This is a genomic window from Streptomyces sp. NPDC001393 (assembly GCF_053597455.1).
Genome location: NZ_JBSFIH010000014.1, coordinates 101210 through 125742, shown reverse-complemented (window position 1 = coordinate 125742; position 24533 = coordinate 101210). Strand labels below are relative to the sequence as shown.

General features: G+C 68.6%; 22 protein-coding genes and 1 pseudogene. 8 read left to right on the top strand and 15 right to left on the bottom strand.

Annotation, left to right across the window (positions count from 1 at the left end; translation table 11 throughout):
• Positions 1 to 3 precede the first annotated feature (3 nt).
• Complete coding sequence (locus ACWC2T_RS18110) at positions 4 to 1296, bottom strand: geranylgeranyl reductase family protein (RefSeq protein WP_450671321.1); 1293 nt, start codon at positions 1294 to 1296, stop codon at positions 4 to 6.
• A 97-nt stretch (positions 1297 to 1393) separates the two neighbouring features.
• Between ACWC2T_RS18110 and ACWC2T_RS18105 the strand changes: the two genes are divergently transcribed.
• Positions 1394 to 1945: a GNAT family N-acetyltransferase gene (locus tag ACWC2T_RS18105; RefSeq protein WP_450671320.1), complete on the top strand. Its 552-nt coding sequence runs from the start codon at positions 1394 to 1396 to the stop codon at positions 1943 to 1945.
• Positions 1946 to 2059: 114 nt separating this feature from the next.
• Positions 2060 to 2368 (top strand): PASTA domain-containing protein, encoded by a 309-nt coding sequence (locus ACWC2T_RS18100; RefSeq protein WP_228625056.1) that lies wholly within the window; start codon positions 2060 to 2062, stop codon positions 2366 to 2368.
• Between the two features lie 36 nt (positions 2369 to 2404).
• Here the strand turns inward: ACWC2T_RS18100 and ACWC2T_RS18095 are convergent, their stop codons facing one another.
• From ACWC2T_RS18095 to ACWC2T_RS18030, 14 genes and pseudogenes are all read right to left on the bottom strand, one after another.
• Positions 2405 to 3100, bottom strand: a complete 696-nt coding sequence (locus tag ACWC2T_RS18095; protein ID WP_450671319.1) for a demethylmenaquinone methyltransferase — start codon at positions 3098 to 3100, stop codon at positions 2405 to 2407.
• Between the two features lie 336 nt (positions 3101 to 3436).
• Positions 3437 to 4087 (bottom strand): hypothetical protein, encoded by a 651-nt coding sequence (locus ACWC2T_RS18090; RefSeq protein ID WP_450671318.1) that lies wholly within the window; start codon positions 4085 to 4087, stop codon positions 3437 to 3439.
• 7 nt (positions 4088 to 4094) lie between these two features.
• Positions 4095 to 5294, bottom strand: coding sequence for a cyclic dehypoxanthinyl futalosine synthase (gene mqnC / locus ACWC2T_RS18085; protein ID WP_450671317.1), 1200 nt, complete (start codon positions 5292 to 5294; stop codon positions 4095 to 4097).
• 71 nt (positions 5295 to 5365) lie between these two features.
• Positions 5366 to 6205 carry a prepilin peptidase gene (locus ACWC2T_RS18080; RefSeq protein ID WP_450671316.1) on the bottom strand — a complete coding sequence of 280 codons (840 nt, stop codon included), beginning with the start codon at positions 6203 to 6205 and terminating at the stop codon, positions 5366 to 5368.
• Positions 6202 to 9135, bottom strand: coding sequence for a BTAD domain-containing putative transcriptional regulator (locus tag ACWC2T_RS18075; RefSeq protein WP_450671315.1), 2934 nt, complete (start codon positions 9133 to 9135; stop codon positions 6202 to 6204). Before ACWC2T_RS18075 ends, ACWC2T_RS18080 begins: the two co-directional genes overlap by 4 nt.
• A gap of 119 nt (positions 9136 to 9254) precedes the next feature.
• A complete protein-coding gene (locus tag ACWC2T_RS18070; protein ID WP_450671314.1) occupies positions 9255 to 9716 on the bottom strand; it encodes a TadE/TadG family type IV pilus assembly protein in 462 nt (153 codons plus the stop codon).
• Complete coding sequence (locus tag ACWC2T_RS18065) at positions 9713 to 10135, bottom strand: TadE/TadG family type IV pilus assembly protein (RefSeq protein ID WP_450671313.1); 423 nt, start codon at positions 10133 to 10135, stop codon at positions 9713 to 9715. Before ACWC2T_RS18065 ends, ACWC2T_RS18070 begins: the two co-directional genes overlap by 4 nt.
• Positions 10135 to 10596, bottom strand: a complete 462-nt coding sequence (locus ACWC2T_RS18060; RefSeq protein WP_450671312.1) for a TadE family protein — start codon at positions 10594 to 10596, stop codon at positions 10135 to 10137. The genes ACWC2T_RS18065 and ACWC2T_RS18060 overlap by 1 nt, the downstream gene beginning before the upstream one ends.
• A 22-nt stretch (positions 10597 to 10618) precedes the next feature.
• Positions 10619 to 10870 carry a hypothetical protein gene (locus ACWC2T_RS18055; RefSeq protein WP_450671311.1) on the bottom strand — a complete coding sequence of 84 codons (252 nt, stop codon included), beginning with the start codon at positions 10868 to 10870 and terminating at the stop codon, positions 10619 to 10621.
• A gap of 70 nt (positions 10871 to 10940) precedes the next feature.
• Positions 10941 to 11864 carry a type II secretion system F family protein gene (locus ACWC2T_RS18050; RefSeq protein WP_450671310.1) on the bottom strand — a complete coding sequence of 308 codons (924 nt, stop codon included), beginning with the start codon at positions 11862 to 11864 and terminating at the stop codon, positions 10941 to 10943.
• Positions 11861 to 12805 (bottom strand): type II secretion system F family protein, encoded by a 945-nt coding sequence (locus tag ACWC2T_RS18045; protein WP_450671309.1) that lies wholly within the window; start codon positions 12803 to 12805, stop codon positions 11861 to 11863. The genes ACWC2T_RS18050 and ACWC2T_RS18045 overlap by 4 nt, the downstream gene beginning before the upstream one ends.
• A gap of 2 nt (positions 12806 to 12807) precedes the next feature.
• A complete protein-coding gene (locus ACWC2T_RS18040; RefSeq protein WP_450671308.1) occupies positions 12808 to 14115 on the bottom strand; it encodes a CpaF family protein in 1308 nt (435 codons plus the stop codon).
• A 212-nt stretch (positions 14116 to 14327) separates the two neighbouring features.
• Positions 14328 to 15206 (bottom strand): annotated as a pseudogene (locus ACWC2T_RS18035) (hypothetical protein); the annotation flags it as partial.
• A 16-nt stretch (positions 15207 to 15222) separates the two neighbouring features.
• The gene (locus ACWC2T_RS18030; protein WP_450671307.1) at positions 15223 to 15954 is read right to left on the bottom strand and encodes a hypothetical protein; all 732 of its coding nucleotides are present in this window, start codon (positions 15952 to 15954) and stop codon (positions 15223 to 15225) included.
• Between the two features lie 362 nt (positions 15955 to 16316).
• On the opposite strand from ACWC2T_RS18030, the gene ACWC2T_RS18025 reads away from it, so the two are divergent.
• The 6 genes from ACWC2T_RS18025 (at position 16317) to ACWC2T_RS18000 (ending at position 24516) form a co-directional block, all read left to right on the top strand.
• Positions 16317 to 16973, top strand: a complete 657-nt coding sequence (locus ACWC2T_RS18025; RefSeq protein ID WP_450671306.1) for a hypothetical protein — start codon at positions 16317 to 16319, stop codon at positions 16971 to 16973.
• 200 nt (positions 16974 to 17173) lie between these two features.
• Entirely contained in the window at positions 17174 to 18004 is an 831-nt protein-coding gene (locus ACWC2T_RS18020) for a hypothetical protein (RefSeq protein ID WP_450671305.1), read from the top strand.
• A 315-nt stretch (positions 18005 to 18319) separates the two neighbouring features.
• Positions 18320 to 18628: a hypothetical protein gene (locus ACWC2T_RS18015; RefSeq protein ID WP_450671304.1), complete on the top strand. Its 309-nt coding sequence runs from the start codon at positions 18320 to 18322 to the stop codon at positions 18626 to 18628.
• Between the two features lie 14 nt (positions 18629 to 18642).
• Complete coding sequence (locus ACWC2T_RS18010; protein ID WP_450671303.1) at positions 18643 to 23061, top strand: DUF6531 domain-containing protein; 4419 nt, start codon at positions 18643 to 18645, stop codon at positions 23059 to 23061.
• Positions 23062 to 23082: 21 nt separating this feature from the next.
• On the top strand, positions 23083 to 23436 hold the full coding sequence (locus ACWC2T_RS18005) for a hypothetical protein (RefSeq protein WP_450671302.1): 354 nt from the start codon (positions 23083 to 23085) through the stop codon (positions 23434 to 23436).
• A gap of 234 nt (positions 23437 to 23670) precedes the next feature.
• Positions 23671 to 24516: a CdiA C-terminal domain-containing protein gene (locus ACWC2T_RS18000; RefSeq protein ID WP_450671301.1), complete on the top strand. Its 846-nt coding sequence runs from the start codon at positions 23671 to 23673 to the stop codon at positions 24514 to 24516.
• The last annotated feature ends 17 nt before the right edge of the window (positions 24517 to 24533 follow it).

Here is a 24533-nt window from a genome sequence, read left to right as displayed (position 1 = left end):
GGCTCAGGCCTTCGGGGCCACCTTGCTCAGGCCGTTGATGATGCGGTCCATCGCGTCGCCGCCCGTGGGGTCGGTGAGGTTCGCCAGCAGCTTGAGGGTGAACTTCATCAGCATCGGGTGCGTGAGACCCCGCTGGGCGGCGATCTGCATGACCTTCGGGTTGCCGATGAGCTTCACGAAGGCGCGGCCGAGCGTGTAGTAGCCGCCGTAGGTGTCCTTCAGGACGCGCGGGTAGCGCTGCAGGGCGATCTCGCGCTGGGCGGGTGTGACACGCGCGTGTGCCTGGACGATGACGTCGGCGGCGATCTGGCCGGACTCCATGGCGTAGGCGATGCCCTCGCCGTTGAAGGGGTTCACCAGGCCGCCGGCGTCACCGACGAGCAGCAGGCCGCGCGTGTAGTGGGGCTGGCGGTTGAAGGCCATGGGCAGGGCGGCACCGCGGATGGGGCCGGTCATGTTCTCGGGGGTGTAACCCCAGTCCTCCGGCATGGAGGCGCACCAGGCCTTGAGGATCTCGCGCCAGTCCAGTTCCTTGAAGGAGGCGGAGGTGTTCAGCACGCCGAGGCCCACGTTCGACGTGCCGTCGCCCATGCCGAAGATCCAGCCGTAGCCGGGCAGCAGCCGGTCCTGGGGGCCGCGGCGGTCCCACAGCTCCAGCCAGGACTCCAGGTAGTCGTCCTCGTGGCGGGGGCTCTCGAAATAGGTCCGGACCGCGACGCCCATCGGGCGGTCTTCGCGGCGGTGCAGCCCCATCGCCAGGGACAGCCGGGTGGAGTTGCCGTCGGCGGCGACGACGAGCGGCGCATGGAAGGTGACCTCGCGCTTCTCCTCGCCGAGCTTGGCGGTGACGCCGGTGATGCGGCCGGTGCGGTCGTCGATGACCGGGCCGGAGACGTTGCACCGCTCGTACAACCGCGCCCCCGCCTTCTGGGCGTTGCGGGCGAGCTGCTCGTCGAAGTCGTCGCGCTTGCGGACCAGTCCGTAGTTCGGGTAGGAGGCGAGTTCCGGCCAGTCCAGCTGGAGTCGGACGCCGCCGCCGATGATGCGCAGGCCCTTGTTGCGCAGCCAGCCGGCCTCCTCGGAGATGTCGATGCCCATGGCGACGAGCTGCTTGACCGCGCGCGGGGTGAGACCGTCGCCGCACACCTTCTCGCGCGGGAACTCGGTCTTCTCCAGGAGCAGGACGTCGAGACCGGCCTTGGCGAGGTGGTACGCGGTGGTGGAGCCGGCCGGCCCCGCGCCCACGACGATCACATCGGCGGTGTTCTCGGAGAGGGGCTCGGTCTCGACGGTCACGGCGGGATCTCCCCAAGTTCGAAATCTATGTGCCGACCGGCACTGGACATGGGCAGTCTATTCAGCAGAATTGATCACCCGGCTGAAGGGCTGCCCTGTGAACCGACCTCTCCCCGCGGTACGGCTGCGCGTTCCCACCCACGAGGACGCGATCGCCTGGCACCGGGTCTTCGACGACCCCGAGGTCATGGAGTTCTACGGCGGCAAACCGGCGGCGCTGTCGGTCTACGAGGAACTCACCGCGCGGCAGCGGCGGCACGACGCCGAGCTCGGCTTCTGCCTGTGGACCATGCTGGACGAGACCGGTGAGGTCATCGGCTTCACCGGAGCGCAGCCCTGGCGGCCGGACTGGGGGCCGGTCGGTGAGACGGAGATCGGCTGGCGGCTGGGCCGCGCCCACTGGGGCAAGGGGTACGTCACCGCGGCCGCGCGCGAGACGCTCGAGCGGGTGCGGGCGGCCGGGGTCGAGGAGGTGGTGGCGATGGTCCGGCCGGGCAACGAGCGGTCGATCGCGGTCACCCGGCGACTCGGCATGGAACCGGCGGAGACCTATCCGCACCCCACACTGGATGAGCAGGCTCTCTGCTTCCGGCTCCGCCTCGATCCCACATCCCGAACCGGCCAGAAGTCCACACCGGCGATCACATAGAGTAGCCATCTGTCACAGAAAGACACCATCGCCTTCCGGCCGGGGCGCGCGGGAGTTACCCTTCCAGTACCGCTGGGGGTGACATCTGTGCGCATAACACCCAAAACACCCGAAGTGCGCGTGCCGCGGCTGGTCGGACTGATGGCCGTGGACGCGCGCGAAACGGCCCGGGCGCAGGGCCTGTTCCTCAATGCGCCGGACCGCCCGGACTTCCACCTCGCGGTCGTCGACTACGTCGTACGCCAGTACCCGCAGCCCGGCGCCGAGGTGCCCCGGGAGTCCATGGTGTACGTGTGGTTCGACTTCGGTGAGGGAGAGGGCGGCGGAGGCGTGCGCGAGCCACGCATCCCACGGCCGCCCGCCGGTGGCCTCCAACGCGAACTCGGTGAGCCCGGTGACGCCTTCGAGATGATCAACCGGTGATGCCGGTGATCAGCCGCTGGGGCCCGCCGGACGGCCTCAGCTCTCCTTGAAGCCCCGGTGCAGCGCGACCACGCCGCCGGAGAGGTTGCGCCAGGCCACCTTCGTCCAGCCCGCCTTGCGCAGCCGCTCGGCAAGAGCGGGCTGGTCGGGCCAGGCGCGGATGGACTCGGCGAGATAGACGTACGCGTCCGGGTTCGAGGAGACGGCGCGCGCGACCGGCGGCAGGGCCCGCATCAGGTACTCGGTGTAGACGGTCCGGAAGGGCGCCCAGGTCGGGTGCGAGAACTCGCAGATCACCACGCGTCCGCCGGGCCTGGTCACCCGGTACATCTCCCGCAGGGCCGCGTCGAAGTCCTGCACGTTGCGCAGCCCGAAGGAGATCGTCACGGCGTCGAAGGTGTCGTCCTTGAACGGCAGCCTGGTCGCGTCGCCGGCCGTGAACGGCAGCCAGGTGTGCTTCTTCTTGCCGACCTGGAGCATCCCGAGCGAGAAGTCGCACGGGACGACGTACGCGCCCGTCCGCGCGAAGGGCAGCGAGGAGGTGGCCGTACCGGCGGCGAGGTCGAGGACCTTCTGCGCGGGGCGCGCGTCGACCGCCTTCGCCACCTCCTTGCGCCAGCGCCGGTCCTGGCCGAGCGACAGCACGTCGTTCGTCAGGTCGTACCGTTCCGCCACGTCGTCGAACATCGAGGCGACTTCGTGCGGCTGCTTGTTCAGGGAAGCGCGGGTCACCCGCCCATTGTTGCAGCCCGGTCTCACGGCAGGAGCCTCGGCTTCCTCTGTGCCGCGACGTCCACCACCCGCGCCTCAGCCGGAGGAGCCGCCGGAAGTCGATCCGGAAGGACGCCTTCGCTCACATCGGCAGCGTCACAAAGCCCGCCGACAGGACGCAGACGAGCACCGGTCTCGTCCGCCGGAGAAGGTGTGGACGCTCCGGGACCGACGGTGCGCGGACGGTTGGGCCGCCGATGGCGCGGCGAACAACTGCAGTGGGGTGGGCCAGAGTTCGGGGGCTGAGGCGGGCTGAGCCAGGGCCGGGAGCGCCGCTCGCTGAGAGGTGCCACTGGGTCAGCGACGCCGGTACACCAGGCGCCCGGAGACGACCGTCGCGACGCAGCAAGCGGCGCCGCGCTCGGCGAGGGTGGCCTCGTCCGGGGCGTCGAAGGCGGCGAAGAGCGCGGGCCATCGTTCCAGGCCAGGTGGTGCGAGGGGCAGCGCCAGGGCCTCCGTCAGGCTCCGGCCGGCCAGTGGGTCGAGGGTCGGCCGGCCCGGCGGAGCCTCGTAGCGCTGCTGGACGCCCATCCCCGCCCGGACCACGGCGTCACGCGCGAAGGGCCGCCACCGCTCCCCCGCCACCGCGACGGTGCCGTGCGCCAGCATCCGCTGCACCCCGCGCCGCGCGCTCGCAGCCCAGCGGGCGTCGGTCATCTCCAGCGCGGCGAGGCCGGCGCCGGTCAGCGGCTCGGTGCCCAGTTCGTCGGCCTCGCGCGGGTCGGGATGGTAGGCCTGCTCCAGCAGTTCGGGCCCGTACGGGTTCACCAGTCCCGGCGCGATCAGCCCCGGCCAGCGGCGTACCCGCGCGGTCGGATACGCCGCCGCGAGTTCCTCGTACGGCCCTGCCGCGGTGGTCTCCTGCCCGTCGACGAGCAGTGCCCCACCCGGCAGGGACGGCCGCCCGTCCCCGGAAACCAGCAGGTCCGCGGTGTGAATCGTCAGCAAAACGGCCTCAGTTGGACGCCAGCAGCTTCAGTTCGGGGTGGGCCGTGCCGCCCTCGATCGCCGTCGAGGAGATGTGGGACATCACCCGCTCGTCGACGGGGTCGTTCGCCGGGTCGTCGTGGACGACCAGGTGCTCGTACGTCGTCGCGCGCTGCGCCGGGACCCGGCCCGCCTTGCGGATGAGGTCGATGATCTCCAAGCGGTTGGAGCGGTGCCTGGCGCCGGCCGAGGAGACCACGTTCTCCTCCAGCATGATCGAGCCGAGGTCGTCCGCGCCGTAGTGCAGCGACAGCTGGCCGACCTCCTTGCCCGTGGTCAGCCACGAGCCCTGGATGTGCTGGACGTTGTCCAGGAAGAGGCGGGCGATGGCGATCATGCGGAGGTACTCGAAGATCGTCGCCTGCGTGCGGCCCTTCAGGTGGTTGTTCTCGGGCTGATAGGTGTACGGGATGAAGGCGCGGAAGCCGCCCGTGCGGTCCTGTACGTCCCGGATCATCCGCAGGTGCTCGATGCGCTCGGCGTTCGTCTCGCCCGTGCCCATCAGCATGGTCGAGGTGGACTCCACGCCCAGCCGGTGCGCGGTCTCCATGATCTCCAGCCAGCGCTCGCCGGACTCCTTCAGGGGCGCGATCGCCTTGCGGGGGCGCTCGGGGAGGAGTTCCGCGCCGGCGCCGGCGAAGGAGTCGAGGCCGGCCTCGTGGATCCGGGTGATGGCCTCCTCGACCGACACACCGGAGATACGGGCCATGTGCTCGACCTCGGAGGCGCCCAGCGAGTGGATCACCAGCTGCGGGAAGGCCTCCTTGATGGCCCGGAAGTGCTTCTCGTAGTACTCGACGCCGTAGTCCGGGTGGTGGCCGCCCTGGAACATGATCTGGGTGCCGCCCAGCTCGACCGTCTCCGCGCAGCGGCGCAGGATGTCGTCGAGGTCGCGGGTCCAGCCCTTCTCCGTGTCCTTGGGGGCCGCATAGAAGGCGCAGAACTTGCACGCCGTGACGCACACGTTCGTGTAGTTGATGTTCCGCTCGATGATGTACGTCGCGATGTGCTCGATGCCGGCGTACTTGCGGCGGCGCACGGCGTCGGCGGCGGCACCCAGCGCGTGCAGGGGGGCGTCACGGTAGAGGTCGAGCGCCTCTTCCGGGGTGATCCGCCCACCGGCAGCGGCACGGTCGAGGACAGACTGGAGGTCGGCCTTCTCGGTCACCAGGGCGTCCCTTTCGGGGAGGTTGCGGACGGACCGGACCAGCCTACGCCAGCGGTTTCACCGTAAGGACGTCAGGCCGCGTACGCACCGATCAGCAGCCCGGCGAAGGCGCCGGCCAGCAGGAACGGCCCGAACGGGATCGCGGACTTCCGGCCCGCCCGCCGTACGACGACGAGGGCTGCGCCGTACACCGCGCCGAGCAGGAAACCGGCGAAGGCGCCGAGCAGGACGGTGGACCAGCCGTACCAGCCGAGTACGGCACCCATGCCGAGGGCCAGCTTCACATCGCCGAAGCCCATCCCGGCCGGGTTGATGAGAAACAGCACGAGATAGCCGGCGCCGAGGGCCAGAGCGCCGTACAGCGCGGTGAGCCAGTGGCCGGCGTGCTCGGGCAGCAGCGCGGCGAGGCCCAGCAGGGCGAGGGCGGCCGCGGCGAGGGGCAGGGTGAGCGGGTCGGGCAGCCGCTGCACCCGGAAGTCGACCACGGCCAGCAGCACCCCGACCGGCGCGAGCACCAGCCAGACCGCCAGCTCCGGCCGGGCGCCGGTGGCGGCGGCGAGAGCGGCGCACAGCAGGGCGGTCACGGCGGAGAGCGGGGAGACGGAGGGGGTGTACGGCAGGCTCGCCTGGGGCGCGGAACAGGACAGCTGTGACGGCTCGGATGTATGCGCTGTTTCGGGCGCATCGGACGACTCGACTGCATGCGGCGGCTCCGGGGATCCCGCGCCGCTCCGCCCGCACTGACCGCAGCGCGCCATTCCGAGCCAGCCCCGAAGCGCATGCCCTCGGGGGCACCGGTCCCGCCACTCCTCTCCCGCAGGGACGGCGAAACGGTAGGCGGCCCTGGGAAGCAGTGTTCCTGTCGCCGCGCCCCACAGCCCGGCGGCAGCCCACAGCAGCACGTCGCTCATCCGGCCGCGGCGACGCCCTCGCGCCACGTGGGCAGGAGTTCGTCGAGGAGGGCTTCGGTGCGCGGCGGGAGGCCGCGAGCACCGCTGCGGGAGAGGAGGTCGGCGGCGCGGGCGCGCAGGCGGTCGGGGTCGCCGGTGGCGTGGGTGGCACGCAGCAACTCGTTCCACAGGCGCTCGTCCGCCGGAGCCGTCTTCAGGGCCGCCTCCAGTGCCTGGATCGCCTTCTCCGCACGGTCCTTCTCCAGGTGGAAGGCGGAGAGCGCGAGACCGATGTCCGCGACCAGCAGCGGGAGTTGGGCATCGATGATCTCGTGGCTCAGCCAGCCGTACCGGTCCTCGGGGCGGTCGGCCAGGAGCGGGCCGCGCACCAGCACCAAGGCGTCGGTGAGGAGACGTCCCCGTACCGCACGATTGTCGACACCCTTGCCCTGGGTGGCCTCGTGGTAGAGGGAGCGCAACACGTCCAGGTCGGAGACGACGGACTGGGCCAGGGTGAACCTGCCGGACGCGTCGGCCCGCATCCGTGGGCTGCCGTCGGGGTCGGTGCCCAGCCAGGCCCGCAGCCGCTCGATGAGGGCATCACGGACGTCCTCGGTCACGCCACGCGGCCACAGCGCGGCAGCGAGCACGCGCGGGTGGACGCCCTCTCGGTGCATGAGCAGCAGCGCGAGCGCCTCCTGGAGCAGGGCGCCGCGGTCGTCCTCGGGAGTGTCGAGGCCGATGATCTCGTACGGCCCGACGAGGCGCGCGTACACCGCGGGCCGGCCTTGTTCGGTGATGTCGACGAGGAAGGGCGGGGTGGTGGTCGGACCGTCCGGGTCGCGCTCCGGGTCGGTTTGGGCGAACAGCTCCACGACCGCGCGCTGCTGCGCGGCCGGCAGCCGTTGGGCGTCCAGTTCCAGCCCGAGGAGCGGTGCGAGCAACGTGCCTTCGTGCGTGATCTGCATTTCCCAGGCAGCGCCTGGCAGGCCGTCGGTCTCCGTGCCGACGAGGTAGCCGATGCCGAGGCGGCTGGCGTCAGCGGCGAGTTCGGCGAGCTTGAGCGCCTCCTCGGTGGAGGGCTGGGCGGCCAGCAGCACGAGGTGCGGGGCCCAACGGGTGTGCTGGGCCGGGCCGGTGCGGCCGGTGAGCACGGAGTCGTGGCCGGCGGCGCCGAGTGCGCCGCGCCGCTGCCGGGTCTCGGCCTCCATGGTCTCGATCAGTGCTTCGATGCCGTCGAGGTGCCGCAGCCGGTTGGGCGCGAGCGCGGTGAGGTCCTCCCCGAAACCGACGAGGGTGATGGTCATGCGGTCCGACCAGCCGCTGGTGGCCAGTTCTGCGGCGACCGAGGCGAACACGGCGGCCCGGTCCGCCTCGCGGCCGCTCAGCGAGACGATGCCGGGCACCGCCTCGAGGTTGAGCAGCAGCCGGGAGTCGTCCATGGTGCCGAGGCTGACCAGGCCGGGGTAGGGAGCAGCGGTGCCGGTGTCGTCGTAGCGCTCGGCGTCCGCGCGGGAGAGCACCCAGAAGGTCTGCTCCTGCCCGGGCCGCCAGGGCGCGGGTGGCTTCCCGGCCGGCTGGGCGAGCTGCAGATGCAGGTCGCCGTGGCTGAGCCAGGCGGCGTAGACGACAGGCAGCGGGCGGGACTCGGCGGCGAGGGCAGCGGCCAGCCCGCGCAGCGAACGGTCCAGAAGCCGTACGGCCTCGGGTGCGGCACCGACGAACAGCGCGTCCTGGACGTCCTGGGCGTCGCCGGTCGGCGTGGGCGGCTCCATGCCGCGCCCACCCACAGTGGCGAGCGCGGACTGCCACAACGCCTGTCGGCGCCGATGGCCGAGGGCTGCAAGCAGACCGGCAGCGAGCAAGGGAGCACCGACGAGGGCTTCGGACAGACCGAAGGAGTGGCTCTGGGAAGCCGTGGCGTGCTGCTGAGCCTGCTGTCCGGCACCGTCGGCACCTGTGCCCGCACCCTGGCCCCGCTGCGCAGGCAGGGACACGTGGCTGGCGTGCTGGGCGCGGTGCCCGTGTTCGTGGGCGTGGTGGCTGGTCCTGTCGTACTGCCGGATCTGCTTCTGCTCGTGCGGGGAGACATGCGCGCCGGGCATCTCGACGAGTTCGCCGCCGTGGGCGTCACCGGGCATCTCCATGATCCAGCCGGGACGGATCAGGCTCGCCTCGGTGAGGCGGGAGCCGTCGGCCTGGAGACGGTCCTTGTTGAGTTCGTAGATCTCCTTGTACCGGCGGCCGTCGCCGAGGTGGCGCTGGGCTATCTCCCACAGGGAGTCGTGGTGGCGGCCCTCGGGCGGCTGGATCCGGTAGAACTTGGTGGCTCCGTGCTTGCCGCCGTCGGACCGGGCCTGCGCCGCGGCGTGATCCGCCTGTTCGGCGACGGCCGCCGCGGTGGCCTTCGCCTGCTGCTGGGACAGCAGCCCCGGAGTCTGCTGGGCGGCGGCGACCGTGCCCTTGTGATTGCCTTCCAGGCCGGAGTTGTGCCCGAGCTGCGACAGCCCGGGCGTGAGGCTCGCGGCGGTGGCGCCGACGAGGAGCAACGCGGTGACGAGCTGTCGCGCGAGCAGCTGGCTGGGGCCGGCGCCCGGAACGCGGCCCGGCAGACCGACACCGGAGAGGGCGGCCCTGACCTCCACGAGCACACAGGCGGTGAACTGGGCCCAGGCGAGCCAGACGACGACGGTGAGCACGTGCAGGAAGGTCTGCACGGTGATCTGCTGCGTCAGCCAGTCCTGCGAGGGCATCCCGTGCGGCAGCGGCCAGCCCACCTCCACGGCGAGTGCGCCGGGTACGCCCACGACCAGCGCCAGCAGTGCGACGAACGCGAGGAACGCCTTGACGAAGTCCCCGAACGTACGTCGCGGAAGGCGCACCGGCTGGGGTGTCCGATTCCGCGGGCCCGTCGGGCTTCCCGTCGAGCCTGATGTGCTGCGTCGCGCCATGGCGGGTGTCCTGGGTCGTGTGAGTGGGAGACGTGTGGTGGGGTACCGAGAGGTACAGAGATCCTATTGACTGGGACTGACAGCGTCGAAGGTCGCGCGTTCCACCATGGGACCCGGCCTCAGCCGACCTCGTTCTTCGCGACCGATTGGCCGTGTACGACCACGTCCCCGCCGTAGAACAGGCCCGTGAACACCGGCTGGTAGGTCAGCTGGACCTCCACCTCCACATGCTCGACGTCAGCCGTGACGCAGTGGGTCGCGGCGATGTCCGCGGTGCTCATGCCCATCTCGCGGGCGAATGCCTTCACCCGGGCGTCGCAGTCCTGGTACTTGATCGGCGCCGCGCCGCCCGCGTTCTCGTACAGAGCGTTCTTGTCGATGTCCTGGGCGGCGTACCGGGCGGCCTGTTCCGCGATGTCCGCTGCGCGTTCCCGCTTGGAGATGGACAGGCCGCCGTCGATGACGAAGGCCGCCAGAGAGAGGAAGAGCAGGGAGAAGATGATGACCGCGCCCGCGCCCGAACCCCGGTCGTCCAAGCGGCTGAGGCGCGCAGACCACCAGGTGCGTACGACGTCCCTCACGCCGACCTCCGGAAGGGGTCCAGCGGGGAGGAGAAGCTCGCCGAGAGCTGGGTGGGGATGTTCAGGCCCAGCATGGCCAGGCCGCGCACCTGGCAGCTCACCTGGACCGTGAAGATGGTGTCGGGCGCGAAGCCCTGGCTGGTCTGGACGACCGAGACCGGGCCGGAGCAGACGTCCGACAGGTCCGCCTCGGCGGCCTTGCGGGCCTGGGCCATCGCCGTCGCGTGGTCCTTCTGGATCGAGCCGGCGCGGGCCGCGTCCCGGGCGGCGCCGTCGACCGCGCCCCGGCCGTTGACGAGTTGGCCGAAGGCGACCAGCACCAGAATGAAGAGGATCATCACGGGGGCGAGGATGACCACCTCGACGGTGGACAGGCCCCGGTCACCGTCGGCACACCGCTTTCTCAGCCAGGAGAGCACTAGTTCTCGCCGTCCTTCACGAACCGTTCCACCGGCCCCGACGACTGGGCGTGGACGGTGAGGTCCAGGCCCGGGAACACCGTCGGCACGCGTGCCGTGATCACCACGCCGACCGTGTGTGCCTCCGGCTGGATCGTCTGCACGTCGGGCGACAGCACCAGCCGCGGGCCGAGCTGGCTGATGTAGGAGTCGGCCACGCCCTGTGCCTCGCCGCGCCAGGCACCGGGCTCCGCGTCGGCGGTGGCACGGGCCTTGCGGGCGCCCGCCTGGGCCGCCGCCTGGGCCACGTGGTCGGCGAAGAAGTACAGCGCGAACTGGACGGTTGCGAAGATCATGAAGAAGAGGACCGGCGTGAGCAGCACGAACTCGATCGCGGTCATTCCGGAGTCGGCGGTCCGGCCGCGCGCGGCCGTCATCCGTCGTCGCACCCATCTGTCGACGTTCACCAGCAACCCCGTCATCCCCGTCGTGTGGTACGCGCGCTCAGCAGGTCTTGGAGGCGCTCGCACCCTTGATGCAATTGCCGACCTTGTTGGCGCCATCGCTCAGCGCGCTGTTGATGATGGCGGCCACCACGCCGACGATCGCGACGACGACCGCGGAGATGATGACCCACTCCACCGCCGAGGCGCCGCGGTCCAGTTCGCCGGAGCGGGCCCGCTCGACGCGCCCGCGCAGGAAGGTGACCAGGAAGTCCAGCGCCGGGATCCCGGTGTTGAAGTTCCGTGTGTTCATTGTGGGTTGTCCCCTTTGTCTTCTTGGTGCAGCAGCTCGGAACAGCAGTTGGTGAAGGGCTTCGGATCTCTCACACCTGGAACACCCGCATCGCCGCCGGGAAGATCAGGAACACCAGGAACCCGGCGCACAGCAGCAGCTGGGCCACGAGCATGGACTGGGACTTCTCGCCCGCGCTGCCCTCGATCTCGGAGAGTTCGCGGTGCCGCATGGTCTCGGCGCGGGAGGCGAGGGACTCACGCACCTTGGCACCGTCGTCCGCGACGAGGGCCAGCGACGCCGAGAGGTCCTTCAGCTCCTCCACGCCCAGTTCCTCGCCGAGCATGCCGAGCGCCTGCCACTGGCTGTGCCCGGTGATCCGGGCATCGGCCAGGGCGTTGCGGATGCGCTGGTTGGCCCAGCCGTCGGAGACCTCGGCCGCCGCCATCAGCGCCTCCGGCAGTCCACGGCCGCCGGCCAGGCTCATCGACACCAGGTCCAGATACGCCCCGATGACCCGGCGCAGATCCCGGCGCTTGTCGGCAGCGTCCCGCCGTACCTCCACATCGGGCAGGAAGAAGAACAGGGCTGCACAGAGCAGAGCCAGCCAGACCGGGATGACCGGGCTGGAGCCGAAGCCCATCGTCCAGACCACGGCGAAGAGGAACGGCCCGAAGATCAGACCGGTCACCGCCAGCAGCACCTTGGTCGCGAGGAAGTTCTCCCAGCTCCGCTCCAGCACGGCCAGGTCGGCGCGGAGCGAGCGCTGCTCCCAGCCCTGCTGGAGGTAGAACTCCGAGACGCGCACGCCGATACGGGCGCGCAGCCCGCCGAACCGGCCTTGGGCCTCCTTCGTCGGGCGCGCGGAGCCGTACGCCGATCCGCGTGCCCGCAGCGCGTCGATCCGCGCGACCTGGGCGACCGCGCTGCGTCTGGTCGGCACCAGGGCACGGATCAGGGCGTAGACGCCCAGACCGAGAATGACACCGACGACGATCGGCAGCGTGAGACTCATCCCCGTACCCCCTCTTCCTGAGCCACCGGGGTACGTGGCCGTACGAGCAGGACCGCCGACTCGTCCCGGACCAGGAACCGTTCGGGCGTCTCGATGGTGGACAGCTTGCGCAGCCACCAGAAACCGAGCGCGAACAGGGCGCAGACGACGGCGAGGACGAGCTGTCCGACGGGGCTGCCGTACGGCGCGACGAAGTCCCGGTTGAAGACGGCGAGTCCGAGGACGAACGCGACGGACACGGCGACGACGATCTGCACCGAGCGCCGGGTGGAGGCACGCTGGGCCATCACCCGCTGACGCATGTCGACTTCTTCGCGTGCGGACTTGGCGAGCGCGCCGAGTACCTGCCGCAGACCGGGCCCGCGCAGCCGGGCATTGAGGATCAGTGCCGCCACGATGATGTCGGCCGAGGCGTCGTCGATCTCGTCCGCGAGCAGCTGCAGCGCGTCGGGCAGCGGGGTACGGGCCCGCAGCCGGTCGACGAGCGCGTCGAGGTGGGGCCGCAGCACGGGGGCGGCCGCCCGCGCGGACGCCGGGATGGCCTGCTCCAGACCGACGGCGCCGGCGATGGTGTCGCGCAGGGACTCGGTCCAGGAGGCGAGGGCCTCCACGCGCCGCATGGCAGCACGTTCCTCGGCGGCACCGCCGAAGAGCCGGTTCCAGAAGAAGACCAGGACGCCCGCGGCGATGCCGGCGACCGCCCAGCGGGTCAGCAGCAGCACCACGAGCCCGATGACGACGGCGAGCGAGCCGCGGCGTCCGGCGAACCGGGCGAGTTCGGCGGCGCGTTCGTTGGCGCGCTGCTTCTCGTGCTCGGGCTTCGCGGGCAGGCCTCGGATCGCGATCAGCAGCAGCGCGAGTCCACCGCCGACGGCGATCCCGCTGCCGATGGAGTACAGGACCGTGGTCGAGAACAGGGCGCCGAGTGCACCGAAGTCCATGCTCACCCCCAGTTTCCGTGGGGACGGTAGCCGTGGGCCATCAGGTCCTCCAGGCAGGCGATGGGCGCGTGCGGTACGACCCGTCCGTCCGGGGCCTCGGCGAAGACCTCGCTGGACAGCACGCGGCCGTCGACGCCGTTGACCTCGCGTACCGAGGTGACCATGCGCTGCAGTCGCCCGCCGGATTGGTAGTTGTTGCGCCGCTGGATGAAGACGACGAAGTTGACCGCGCCCGCGATCAGCATCTGGCTGGCCTCGATGGGCAGCCGCTCGGCGGCCTGCAACGCGTACGTGGAGATACGGTTGAAGACCTCGCTGGAGCTGTTGGCGTGGATCGTGGACAGCGAGCCGTCGTTGCCCTGCGACATCGCGTTCAGCATGGTGACGATCTCGTCGCCGAGGACCTCGCCGACGATGACGCGGGAGGGGTTCATACGCAGCGACCGCCGCACCAGCTCGGCCATGCTGATCGCCCCCTGCCCCTCGGAGTTGGGCAGCCGCTCCTCGAACGCCACGACGTTCGGGTGCAGGTCCGGGAAGGTGTCGAGGCCGAGCTCCAAAGCACGCTCGACGGTGATGAGGCGCTCGTGCGGCGGGATCTCGTTGGCGAGCGCCCGCAGCAGGGTGGTCTTACCGGCGTTGGTGGCACCGGCGATCATGATGTTCTTGCGGGCCCGGACCGCGCAGGCCATGAAATGGGCGACCTCCGGCGTCAGCGTGCCATTGCCGACGAGGTCGGATATGAACACCTTGCCCATGCGGGCACGCCGGATGGACAGCGCGGGCCGCCGGGCGACGTCCATGACGGCGGAGAGCCGGGAGCCGTCGGGCAGCCGCAGGTCCAGCTGCGGGTTGGCGGAGTCGAAAGGCCGGGAGGACAGGCCGGAATAGGCACCGAGCACCTGGATGAGCTCGATGAGCTCCTCGTCGGAGTCGGCGACGGGCTCGCCCTTGACCTCGCGCCCGTCGGCATAGCCGACGAAGACCTGGTCGCAGCCGTTGATGTCGATGTTCTCGACCTCGGGATCGTCCAGCAGCGGCTGGAGCCGGCCCACGCCGAACAGCGCCGCGTGCACGGCGGCCGCGTACTGCTCCTCGGTCTCGGCGTCCAGCGGCGTGCGGCCCGCGTTGATCTCGGCGCGGGCGTACTCCTCCAGGATCTGCGCGATCACCGCGCGGGCGTACTGCCGCTCGTCCTCCGGGGACATCGGCGCGACGCCGCTCACCTGGTCCAGCCGCCGCTGTTCGGCGATACGGTCACCGGCGTCCTGCCGGAACCGCTTGACCAACTGGTGGTCGACAGCGGTCATCGGCCGGCCCCCGCGTGGCCCTGCGGCTGGTACGGCGGCTGCGGCTGGCCTTGCTGGGGCCGGTGAGGGCCGCTCTGCTGGGGCTGCGCGGCCTGGGGGTGCACGCCCTGCTGAGGCTGCTGAGCTCCGTGCTGCCCGTGCTGCCCGCCCTGCTGAGGCTGCTGGGGCTGCTGGGTCTGGGGGTAGCCGTAGCCGCCTTGCTGGTTCTGAGGGCGTCCGCCCTGCTGGGGCTGCTGAGGCGCGCCCTGCTGGGCCTGACGGTACTGGGCCTGGTGGGCCTGGGCGGATACGGCCCAGGCGGCGCCGTACTGCTGGTTCAGATCGGCGGCGATCTTGCGGGCCGAGCGGACCAGCAGCGACTTGTCGAGGCGGCCACGCTTGCGGCCGGCCAGCATGTCGGCGCCCGCCGGGTCGTCCGCGAGGGTGCCCACGACCCGGGCGCCGGTCTGGGCGTGCACCAGCATGTCGTTGACCTGGTTGACGAGCTTGCCGGAGCCGGCCGGGTCGGCGATCAGTACGACGCCGATGAGCGGGGTGGCAAGGGCGGCGGCGCCGCGGGGCCCGCCGTGCAGCCGCGTGGACAGGTGGGCGGCGCGATCCCGGACCCGGGCCAGCGCCTCCGGCTCGGTGCGGGAGAGGAGCAGCACGAGCGCCGCGTGCGGGAACAGTTCGACGGCCGGGGTGTCGCCGCTGACGCGTCCGCAGTCGGCGATGACGTCGGCGGGCGCCTGGGGCGAGTCGGCAAGGGAGGCAAAGGAGTGCCCGAGGGTCGGCCACAGGCTGGCGAGCGCGGCGGCCTGCTCGGCGACACCGAGCCCCACGAGTACCTCCAGCCCGCCGCTCAACGGCTGGACGTGGTCCCACAGTTGATCGGGGACCAGTCCGCGCCGTGCGGTCGCGGCTATGGACAGCAGACCGGTGTTGGGGTTGAGCGGCCCGCCGTGCGCGGCGGTACTGCGGTACACGAGGTCGCCGCCCGCCGGGTCGGTCTCGGCGAGCAGGACGCGGCGCGGCCAGACCGCCGCGAGGGCGACGGCCGCCGTGGTGACGCCGGGAGAACCCTTGTCGGCGGCGAGAGCGATGAGCGCCATGGGGTGGGGCCGCCTTCTAGTTGCCGGAGCCGGAGACGTGCACGACGGCCACTGAACCGTCCGAGGCGGCGCGTGCCACGGCGGCGGCGTCGGACTGGTCGACGATCAGGGTCAGCGAGAGGTTGCCGTTGCTGATGGTGGCGTCGCCACCGTCCTTCTTGTATCCGACCTTGGCGGTGGTGATGGGGGCGCCGGAGGAACCGGTGGCAGCGCCGGTGCCGGTGGCGGTGCCGGCCTTGCTCGAACTGGTGGTGCCGTTGCCGACGTTGTAGACGGCGACGGTGTCACCGGCCTGGATGTCCGCCGGGTACTGGCCGTCCTTCAAGGAGACCCCGACGACGGCCTTGCCGGCCGGCAGCACATTCCCCTTCGTGAACATCTGGCCCACGACGATCGTGCCCGGGTAGATCGTGGTCCGCGCCTTGTAGTCCTTCAGGGCATCCAGCTGGTCCCAGCGGACGTAGTCGATGCTGTCGTCGGCGGCGACCATCACGGACGTGGAGTTGCTGCTGTTGACGGACTGCCCGACCTGGATCGGCTGCGTCACCTTGACGACCTCGATCCGGTTCCCGGCCCGCAGCACGAGGGTGGTTGCCCCCAGCGCACCGAGCAGGATCAGCAGCACCGCGAGCGCGGCAAGAGCGGGCTTGCGCTCCCGGGGCGGGGTGGGGAGCCGGTCACCGACCGGAGGCTGAGCCGACCCGGCAGAACGACCGGCGCCCGCCCCCGCACGCTCTTGGACCCTCACGCAACCGCTCCCCGTACACCCAAGAAAGTCTCGCCTGTCAAGTTCCGCTCATCACCGGCCCGTTCATGCAGGCCCGGGACACTCCGCCGACCTGGCGCATCCGGTACCGAGTGCAGGGGCGAGTGTCAAGCCATGGCACCGTATCAGCCGCCCATAGGCCCCTCAAGGCAGGCCCCAACTCGCTGTCCTCATCAGACGGAAGGAGCCCCATTCCTCACGTACCGACCATCAGACCTGCACAATTCGCTCACGAGAGCCGGGTTCCCGCAGCCTTCCTGTGACCCGTTGAACCTGGCGGAACCGAAAACCCCACCGGTAGCGTCGGTACGCCCGACTGAACTGCCGTCTCACGGGGAGTCACTTTGAAGCGCCGCACTTTGCCCGTAGTCGCCGCGGCCACCGCAGCCGCAGCCCTGTTGCTCACGGCCTGCGGCGGCGGCGATCACGGGGCGGGGAAGAACAGCAAGATCGCGGGGGCGGACACCGGGAACACGAAGACCTCGGCGTCGCCGAGCGCCAGCCCCTCGGACACCGTCAAGCGCCCGGACATCACGCTTCCCAGCGATGTGAAGGACGACTTCGAGGGGTGGAAGACCGGCGACCCCGTCAAGGATGCCGTTCTGGGTGATGCCGCACGCGCGCAGACGGCCACCAACTACGCCATCATCAAGGGCAACCCTGACGAGCCGGCTCTAGCCTTCTACCGGCAGGGTCCCGCTCTGGTCAGCGGCTCGGAATGGGTCAAGTCCTTCGTCGACGCCGGAATCACCTACACCGGCACGGTCAGGTACTTCGACCCGAAGGTATCCGTCTTCTCCAAGGACTCGGCTGCCGTCATCTTCTGCTCGGACGAGAGCAAGGCCTACAACAAGAACCGAAAGACGGGAAAGGTCGACAGGACGCCCGCGACGAACGACTCCTACCTGCTCTACAGCACACGTCTGAAGAAGAGCACGCAGGGTGTCTGGCAGACCACCGACCTGGTCTCCAAGAGGGGGGACAAGACGTGCACACCGTGAAACGTCACCGTGGCTGGCTATTCACGCTTTCCGTGGCGACGGCTTGTGCTCTCCTTCCCGGAACCGCGATGGCAACGCGGGGACCAGGCGGATCGGACGGGGGCCAGACAAAGGTCAGCGGGGAAACGTCCGGTACGTCCATTGCCTCGCGCATCAGCTACACGGGTTCCACACGGGGCAGCGACACATCGTCCCAAGCCGTGACACCGGTCGGCAACTGGACACCGCCTGCCTGTTGGTACGAACCCATATCGGCCAACGAGTTCGCGAAAAGGATGGAAGCCGATTACAACCTGGTGGTCAACGACCCGGCTCAGCCGAACTACGCCAAGGTTGCAACCGGGCAGCTGCGCGACATGTACAAGGACGGCAAGTACAAGAACTACAACCTGGACAACAAGAATGAGGGCAACTGGTGGGTGTCGGTCCAGGATCCCAGCCGTCTGCGCGATCCCGATGCATGGCAGTGCAGTGAACTGCCATTCTGGGTCAAGAACGGTGACACTCCCCCGGTCAAGAACGCCGTAACCCCGCAGATACTCGCCGAGCTGGCCTACAGCCGCATCCAGTTGCCGACGACTCACGTGTCTCTGGCCCCCAAAGACACGACCAAGGTCAACCTGGCCACCTGGGCCTGGCTGGACAAGGCCGACTTCAAGCCCGTATCGGTGACCGCATCCTTGAACGTGCCGGGCCTGAACATCCAGGCCACGACCACGGCCAAGCCGATCGCGCTCAAGCTGGAGCCCGGCACCGATGCCGCCGAGGCCTACCCGGCCTCGGGTGAATGCACGGTCAACTCCGACGGTTCCATCGGCGAGCCCTACGCCACGGGCAAGGCCGACCAAGATCCGCCCTGCGGCATCAAGTACCTCCAGTCCTCCGGCAACGGCACGTTCCCGCTGAAGGCCACCATCACCTGGCAGATTAGCTGGACCGGCACCGGCGGGGCTGGCGGCAACCTGCCCGACGGAACCTTCGGGACGACACAGGACATCACCGTGCAGGAGATCCAGTCGGTCAACAGGTAGCACGCGGAAGGGTGCAGAGTCGCAGATCCTTGGTCCTGATCGTCGTGGCGGCGCTATCCGTGGTGTGCCCGGGCGCCGCGCTTTACCTATTCACTTTCGCGGTGTCTCGCCGAGCGGGGCGCCCCCGAGACAGGCACCCTTCGTGAGCGCCAGCCTGCGCACCCCGCACCGGCCTCTGGGCCAACGCAACAACCAAGTGCGCCCACATCAGCGATCTTTACTCTCCATTGACCTAATGTAGGCTATCGACATGCTGGCACTCACTACCGTCGGGGGTTGGCATGTGCACGGGGTGAAGTGACGGGGGCGGTTCGCGTGGCGGATCTGAAGAAGCAGGCGTCGTCGATGCACAAGGCGGCATCGGGGCTGCGAGGAGTGGGGCATCACACGGCGAAGCCGCTGGCGGAGTTCACCGCGCAGCAGCACGACTTGAAGGCGTTGGGGGCGCTGGGGTCGTTGCTGGGTGCGAAGGGTGAGATCGAGAAGGGCATGTCCACTCTGTCCCGGCTGACTAAGCAGTTGGAGGAGGAGTGGCAGACGGAGGCCAAGTTCATCGGTGAGGTCTCCGACGCGTTCGATCTGCTGGACGTGCTGCTGGCAGCGGCCCAGGGCAAGAAGGGCTGAGGCGGCTTCCGGTCATGGTGGATCTCAACCCGCTGCATTACATCAACAAGTTCAACCACATGTTCGGCGACAGTGTCGCCAGTGGCCTTGAGTTCCTGGGCATCTCGGATCCGGCGGTGGATCCGGACGGCGTGCGGGAGATAGCGAAGAAGTGGCGGCACCTGGCCCAGGGCCTGGAGGACGCCTCGACCGCCGCCGACCAGGCCCTGTCAGGTGTGGAGTGGGAAGGCAAGGCGGCCAAGGCCTTCCACAAGCGTTCCAAGGCGGCGCGCAAGCAGGCCGGTCAGATGGCGCACTCGCTGCGTGAAGGTGCCAAGGGCCTGGACGATTTCGCGGACAAAGCGCACGAGTTGCTGTCCGAGATCGGCGTGATCCTCGCGGAGATTGCCGAGTTCGAGATCGCCGGCCTGGCGCTGTCCGTGCTGACCGCCGGCGCCTCCGAGGTGGCTTCGACGCTGATGTCGGGAGAGCGGGCGCTGAAGGTCGTCGCGCTGGTCGGCCGGATCGAGGAGGAGGGCACCACCCTCGGAACCGTCGTCCGCCGGGTGATGCAGGTCATCGAGCAGGTCGAGCGGGCGCTGAAGGCCCTGAAGGAGATCCGCGCGGTGGCGGCCGTGGGCCGCATGGCCAAGGAAGGCCTGGAGTTCACCGCCCTCCAGACGATGCTGGAAGACCCCTCCGCCTTCGGGGACCCGGAGAAGCTGGCCGGGATCCTGACCGAGGGCGCGCTGATGGGCGTCGGCTTCGGTGTGCTCGGCAAGGCCCTGGGCAAGGGGCTGAAAGAGCTGGGGCCGGCGGCCCTCGCCAAGTTGAGCAAGGCGATGGGCCTGGACTGCGCGGCGTTCGAGCGGCTGAAGCTCAGTCCGGGTTTCGACAAGCTGCCCGCCTCGATCCGGAACATGGTCAAGAAGTTCGTCCGGGACCCGATCGACGTGGCCACCGGCGACATGGCCCTGACCCGCACCGATGTCACCCTGCCCGGGGTCCTCCCCCTCGTCCTGGAGCGCACGCACATATCGTCGTACCGCTACGGCGGCTGGTTCGGCCCCACCTGGGCATCCACCCTCGACCAGCGGGTCCAGGCCGACGACGACGGCTTCGTCTACGCCACCGCCGACGGCGCCCGCCTGTGCTTCCCCCGCCCCAACACCGACACCCCCGTCCGCCCGGTGACGCCCGGGTCCCACCTGACGCTGGCCTGGGACACCGACGTCGATGGCGGGGTCCTAGTCCATGACCGGGATTCCGGGCTGTCGTATGTGTTTCACAGCCCGGTGGCGGCGGCAGGGGACAGGGCGGTGGATCTGCCGTTGCAGTACATCCGGGACCGCAACGGGAACCGCATCACCATCGAATACGACGAAGGCGACATCCCCGCCGCGGTCGTCCACTCCGGCGGCTACCGCATCGCCCTCTGCCACGACCGGGCGCGCTCCCGTATCACCGGCTTGCGCCTGATCGACCCCGCCCACCCGAACCGCCCCGGCACCACCCTGCTCACCTTCGGCTACAACGCCGACGGCCACCTCACCGAGGAGATCAACTCCTCCGGCCTGCCGATGCGGTACACCTACGACACCGACGGCCGCATCACCTCCTGGACCGACCGGAACAACACCACCTACTGGTACCGCTACGACGACCAAGGCCGGGTCATCGCCACCGACGGCACCGGCGGAGCACTCGCCTCCACCCTCACCTACGACACCGCCACCCGCACCACCCACGTCACCGACTCCCTCGGCCACACCCGCGTCTACGAACACAACGACAACCTGCGCCTGATCCGGGAAACTGACCCCCTCGGGAACGCCACCGTTCAGGAATGGGACGAGGACCTCCAGCTCACCACGGTGACCGACCCGCTCGGCCGAACTACTAGCTACATTCACGACGGACACAGCCGAGTGGTCTGCGCGATACGACCGGATGGTCAGAAGGCCAAGGCGGAGTACAACGATCTCGGCTTGCCCACAACCGTCACTGAGCCGGACGGTAGGGTATGGCGACAGAAGTTCGACGAACAGGGCAACCGAACAGCCGTCACTGATCCAGCCGGAGCCACGACATGCTACCGCTATAACAAGGTGGGCCATCCCGTTTCGATCATCGACGCGCTGGGCTACACCATCCACGTCCGATGCAATGCCGTCGGCCTCCCCTTGGAGCTCACCGACCAGCTCGGCGCAGTCACCAGGTACGAACGCGACAGTTTCGGCAATCCCATCACCATCACTGATCCGCTAGGGCGCGTGACCGCCCTGGAATGGACGGCGGAAAACAGGCTCGCCAAACGAACTTATCCGGATAACTCCAGCGAATCCTGGACGTATGACGGTGAGGGCAACTGCACTAGTCATACGGATCCGGCCGGAGCGATCACCCGGTTCGAGTACACCCACTTCGACCGACTTGCCGCACGTTCCGGACCGGACGGCGTCCGCTATAAGTTCACATATGACACTGAGTTGCGTCTCACCGGCGTCTCCGGCTCCGCAGAGGCGATGTGGACATATGCATTCGACCCGGCAGGTCGTTTGGTGTCCGAGACCGACTTCGACGCTCGAACCTTCACCTACACGTACGATGCAGCCGGCCAACTCATCGCCCGAACCATTCCCACAGGGGAGCAGATCCGTTTCGAGCGTGATGGCCTGGGCCGCACCGTAACCAAGAACGTCGCAGGGGTTGTTACAACTTACGCTTACGACGAAGCAGGTCGCGTGGTCGAGGCCGTAAACGACGAAAGCCTGCTGGTACGGCGTTATGATGCCGCCGGACGTCTGCTTTCCGAGACGGTCAACGACCGCACCATGACTTACTCCTACGATCTACTGGGGCGTCGCACGAGCAGCGTCACACCCACCGGCGCGACCACCACCTACACCTACGATGCAGCCGGGCATAGAACCCAGCTGACCACCTCCGGCCGCACATTGAGCTTCGACTACGATCGGGTGGGCCTGGAAGTGACCCGCTGCATCAGCGGGACTCTCACCCTTGCCAGTGTCTTCGATCCCCTTGGGCGCCTCACGAGCCAAACGGTAAAAGGACCGGCTCCACGCGGCGTGATCCAGCAGCGGACCTTCACCTATCGCAGCGACGGCTGCCTCGCTGCCATCGACGACTTCCTGAATGGTGCCCGCAAGTTCGAACTGGATGCTGCGGGCAGGGTCACTGCGGTCCGTGCGGAGCAGTGGTCCGAGACCTACGCCTACGACGACGCCGGCAATCAGACCGAGGCGGTCTGGCCCAGCGTCCACCCCAGTCGGGAAGCCGTCGGTGCTCGCTCCTACCGCGGTACGCGCATCACCAAGGCTGGTCAAGTCCGCTATGAACACGACAGGGCAGGGCGCATCGTTCTGCGCCAGAAGCCCCGCCTGTCCAGCAAGCCGGACACCTGGCGCTACACCTGGGACGCCGAAGACCGTCTCTCCCAGGTCATAACGCCCGACGGCACGGTATGGCGGTACCTTCACGATCCTGCCGGTCGGCGTTTCGCCAAGCAACGCCTGGCCTCCGACGGTAAAACAGTGATCGAACAGACTGACTTCACCTGGGACGGCACCACGCTCACCGAACAGTCCAACCGTGTTCTTGGTAGTTCCGAGGCCGTCACCCTTACATGGACGTACGACGGTCTACGCCCTCTCACTCAAGCCGAACGCAGACACGTCGACGACTCCGAAATTGAACAGCGATTCTACGCCATCGTGACCGACCTTGTCGGCACTCCCACTGAACTCGTCGACGAGCATGGAGATATCGCCTGGCGGGCCCGCACTTCACTGTGGGGCACCACCGCCTGGAGCCGGAGCGCCATCGCGCACACCCCACTCCGATTCCCTGGTCAGTATCACGATCCGGAAACCGAACTCCATTACAACTACTTCCGCCACTACGATCCCGAAACCGCCCGATACATCACGCCGGACCCTCTGGGTCTGGCTCCCGCCCCGAACCCTGTCGCCTACGTGCGCAACCCACATACTTGGGCCGACCCTTTGGGGCTTTCTGCCTGCGAGCCGGGCGAAGGGGGCGCTGAAATCGACCCCCGCAAACTGGACTATCTCTTCAACAAGAACATCAAGCCCGACTCACACAACTCGCCCCGCGCACGGCAAAACGAAATGCAGCTATGGCGGATCGGCATCAACGATAATCCGGAAATGCGACAGTACGTGACCGACCACCTGACGGAGGCATCCAAGCAGCCGTTCGAGAGAACGTTCACTAACCAGTGGGGTGAATTCGGCGAGACCAAATCGGTAATCTACGGCCCCCATGGAGCACTCAACGCCGAAAGTACGTGGCAGGTGCTTCCTGACGGGACGCGGAGGTTCTCCACTGTCATTCTCAAGGGAAGCGGGCCAAACGTAAGCATTGTCAAGACATCGGACAAATGGCCATCATACGAGGGACGTTGGCGCTGACCGCACAAGGCTGGGCAAGGTATGTATCGAGAATTTATCGTCCCTGACGACCAGGAGATCCTGGAAGCGATTGGCGAGTGGCCCGAGACGGAGGAGGACGGCGAGGCCCGGTTTCTCAGCCTTCAGAGTGAGGAACAGGGAGTCATCCGGTTGTCATACCAACCGACCGCACGGTCGGTGCGTGTCCGCTGGCTGGACAGGAACGGTGAAGAGATCGTCGATCTCTTCCGCGAGGGAGCGACCCTTATGACCGTGCACTCAGGTGCAAACTCCGCAGCCATCTCGCTCGAATTCCAGATGGGTGAGTGCGCTGGGGTGATGGAGATCCAGGTGTTGCCTAAATTCGCTTTCAAGGACCACCTCCTCTTCGTGTGAACCTAGTTTCGGGACGTCCCGCCGTAACTCGCCGATTCAAGTGGACACGGCGGAGTAGCCACCGCAGTCACCGGCTGACCGATCGCCGGTCGGCGGTCGGCACCCGCTCCCCGTCACTCCCGCGTCGTCCAGGCTCGGCGGAAAGCGAGGAGCGGGCTGCCACCTGGGTCGGTTGCGGCCCGTCGTCGATCCAAGGCGGCCAAGGTCATCCACCGCGCCATCACCCATGACGGCATGCACGACTCCGGGTGGAACAAGTTCGAAAACGCCGTGGACTCCGTGGCGTCAGACGTTGCAGACGTCGTGAAAGACGTGGGCGAGACTCTGGTCTCGGACCTCGCCTCCGTCGGCAATGCCATGTTTCATGACACCGGATCCACGCTTTCGGTGCTCGGGGGTCTCGCGTTGGTGGTCGGAGGCCTCGGTGAGGAGGCCGGCGGAGCGCTGCTCGACGCCACCGGCGTCGGGGCCGCGCTCGGCATCCCGATCAACGTCGCAGCCGGAGCCCAGATAGCCGTAGGAGTGTCGATAGCCGGCGCGGGAATGGCCAACATCCTCAACGATGCTTCGGGGCCCGACCGAGTCAACATGACCTCCGACGGATCCGGGGGTGGCGGCGGCGAGTGGGACCCGGCCGAAGCCGACCACACCAAACCATCGGGGCAGGCCGACCCCAACGCCAAGCCGCGCGGGAAGCCGGAACCGATCAGCAAAAAAGACGATGCCACGACGATCCGAGCGAAAGGGCGGGAGGTGGACTCCGCCGAGACCCTGGCGAAACAGGGATACGACGTAGAACAGAGGCCCGCCACGCTCCCCAACGGCAAGAACCCTGATTTTCGGATCGAAGGCAAGGTCTTCGACAACTATGCCCCGACGGCCAAGAACCCTCGCTCCATCTATGATGCCGTCCAAAAGAAGGTGGACAAAGGCCAGACAGACCGCGTCGTCGTGAACCTCGGTGACAGTGACGCCGATCTGGGGGCGCTGCGGTCACAGTTCCACAGTTGGCCAATGAACGACTTGAAAGAGGTCATAGTGATCGATCGCGAAGGCAACATAGTTCACCTTTACCCATAAGAAGTCAAGGGAATACC

What these genes read in the sequence shown, in the direction of transcription:
- ACWC2T_RS18005 (WP_450671302.1), top strand. Translation starts at nt 23,083, where the DNA reads ATGTATCGAGAATTTATCGTCCCTGACGACCAGGAGATCCTGGAAGCG.
- ACWC2T_RS18045 (WP_450671309.1), bottom strand. Translation starts at nt 12,805, where the DNA reads ATGGACTTCGGTGCACTCGGCGCCCTGTTCTCGACCACGGTCCTGTAC.
- ACWC2T_RS18040 (WP_450671308.1), bottom strand. Translation starts at nt 14,115, where the DNA reads ATGACCGCTGTCGACCACCAGTTGGTCAAGCGGTTCCGGCAGGACGCC.
- ACWC2T_RS18060 (WP_450671312.1), bottom strand. Translation starts at nt 10,596, where the DNA reads ATGACGGGGTTGCTGGTGAACGTCGACAGATGGGTGCGACGACGGATG.
- ACWC2T_RS18000 (WP_450671301.1), top strand. Translation starts at nt 23,671, where the DNA reads ATGCACGACTCCGGGTGGAACAAGTTCGAAAACGCCGTGGACTCCGTG.
- ACWC2T_RS18050 (WP_450671310.1), bottom strand. Translation starts at nt 11,864, where the DNA reads ATGAGTCTCACGCTGCCGATCGTCGTCGGTGTCATTCTCGGTCTGGGC.
- ACWC2T_RS18075 (WP_450671315.1), bottom strand. Translation starts at nt 9,135, where the DNA reads ATGGCGCGACGCAGCACATCAGGCTCGACGGGAAGCCCGACGGGCCCG.
- ACWC2T_RS18055 (WP_450671311.1), bottom strand. Translation starts at nt 10,870, where the DNA reads ATGAACACACGGAACTTCAACACCGGGATCCCGGCGCTGGACTTCCTG.
- ACWC2T_RS18080 (WP_450671316.1), bottom strand. Translation starts at nt 6,205, where the DNA reads ATGAGCGACGTGCTGCTGTGGGCTGCCGCCGGGCTGTGGGGCGCGGCG.
- ACWC2T_RS18010 (WP_450671303.1), top strand. Translation starts at nt 18,643, where the DNA reads ATGGTGGATCTCAACCCGCTGCATTACATCAACAAGTTCAACCACATG.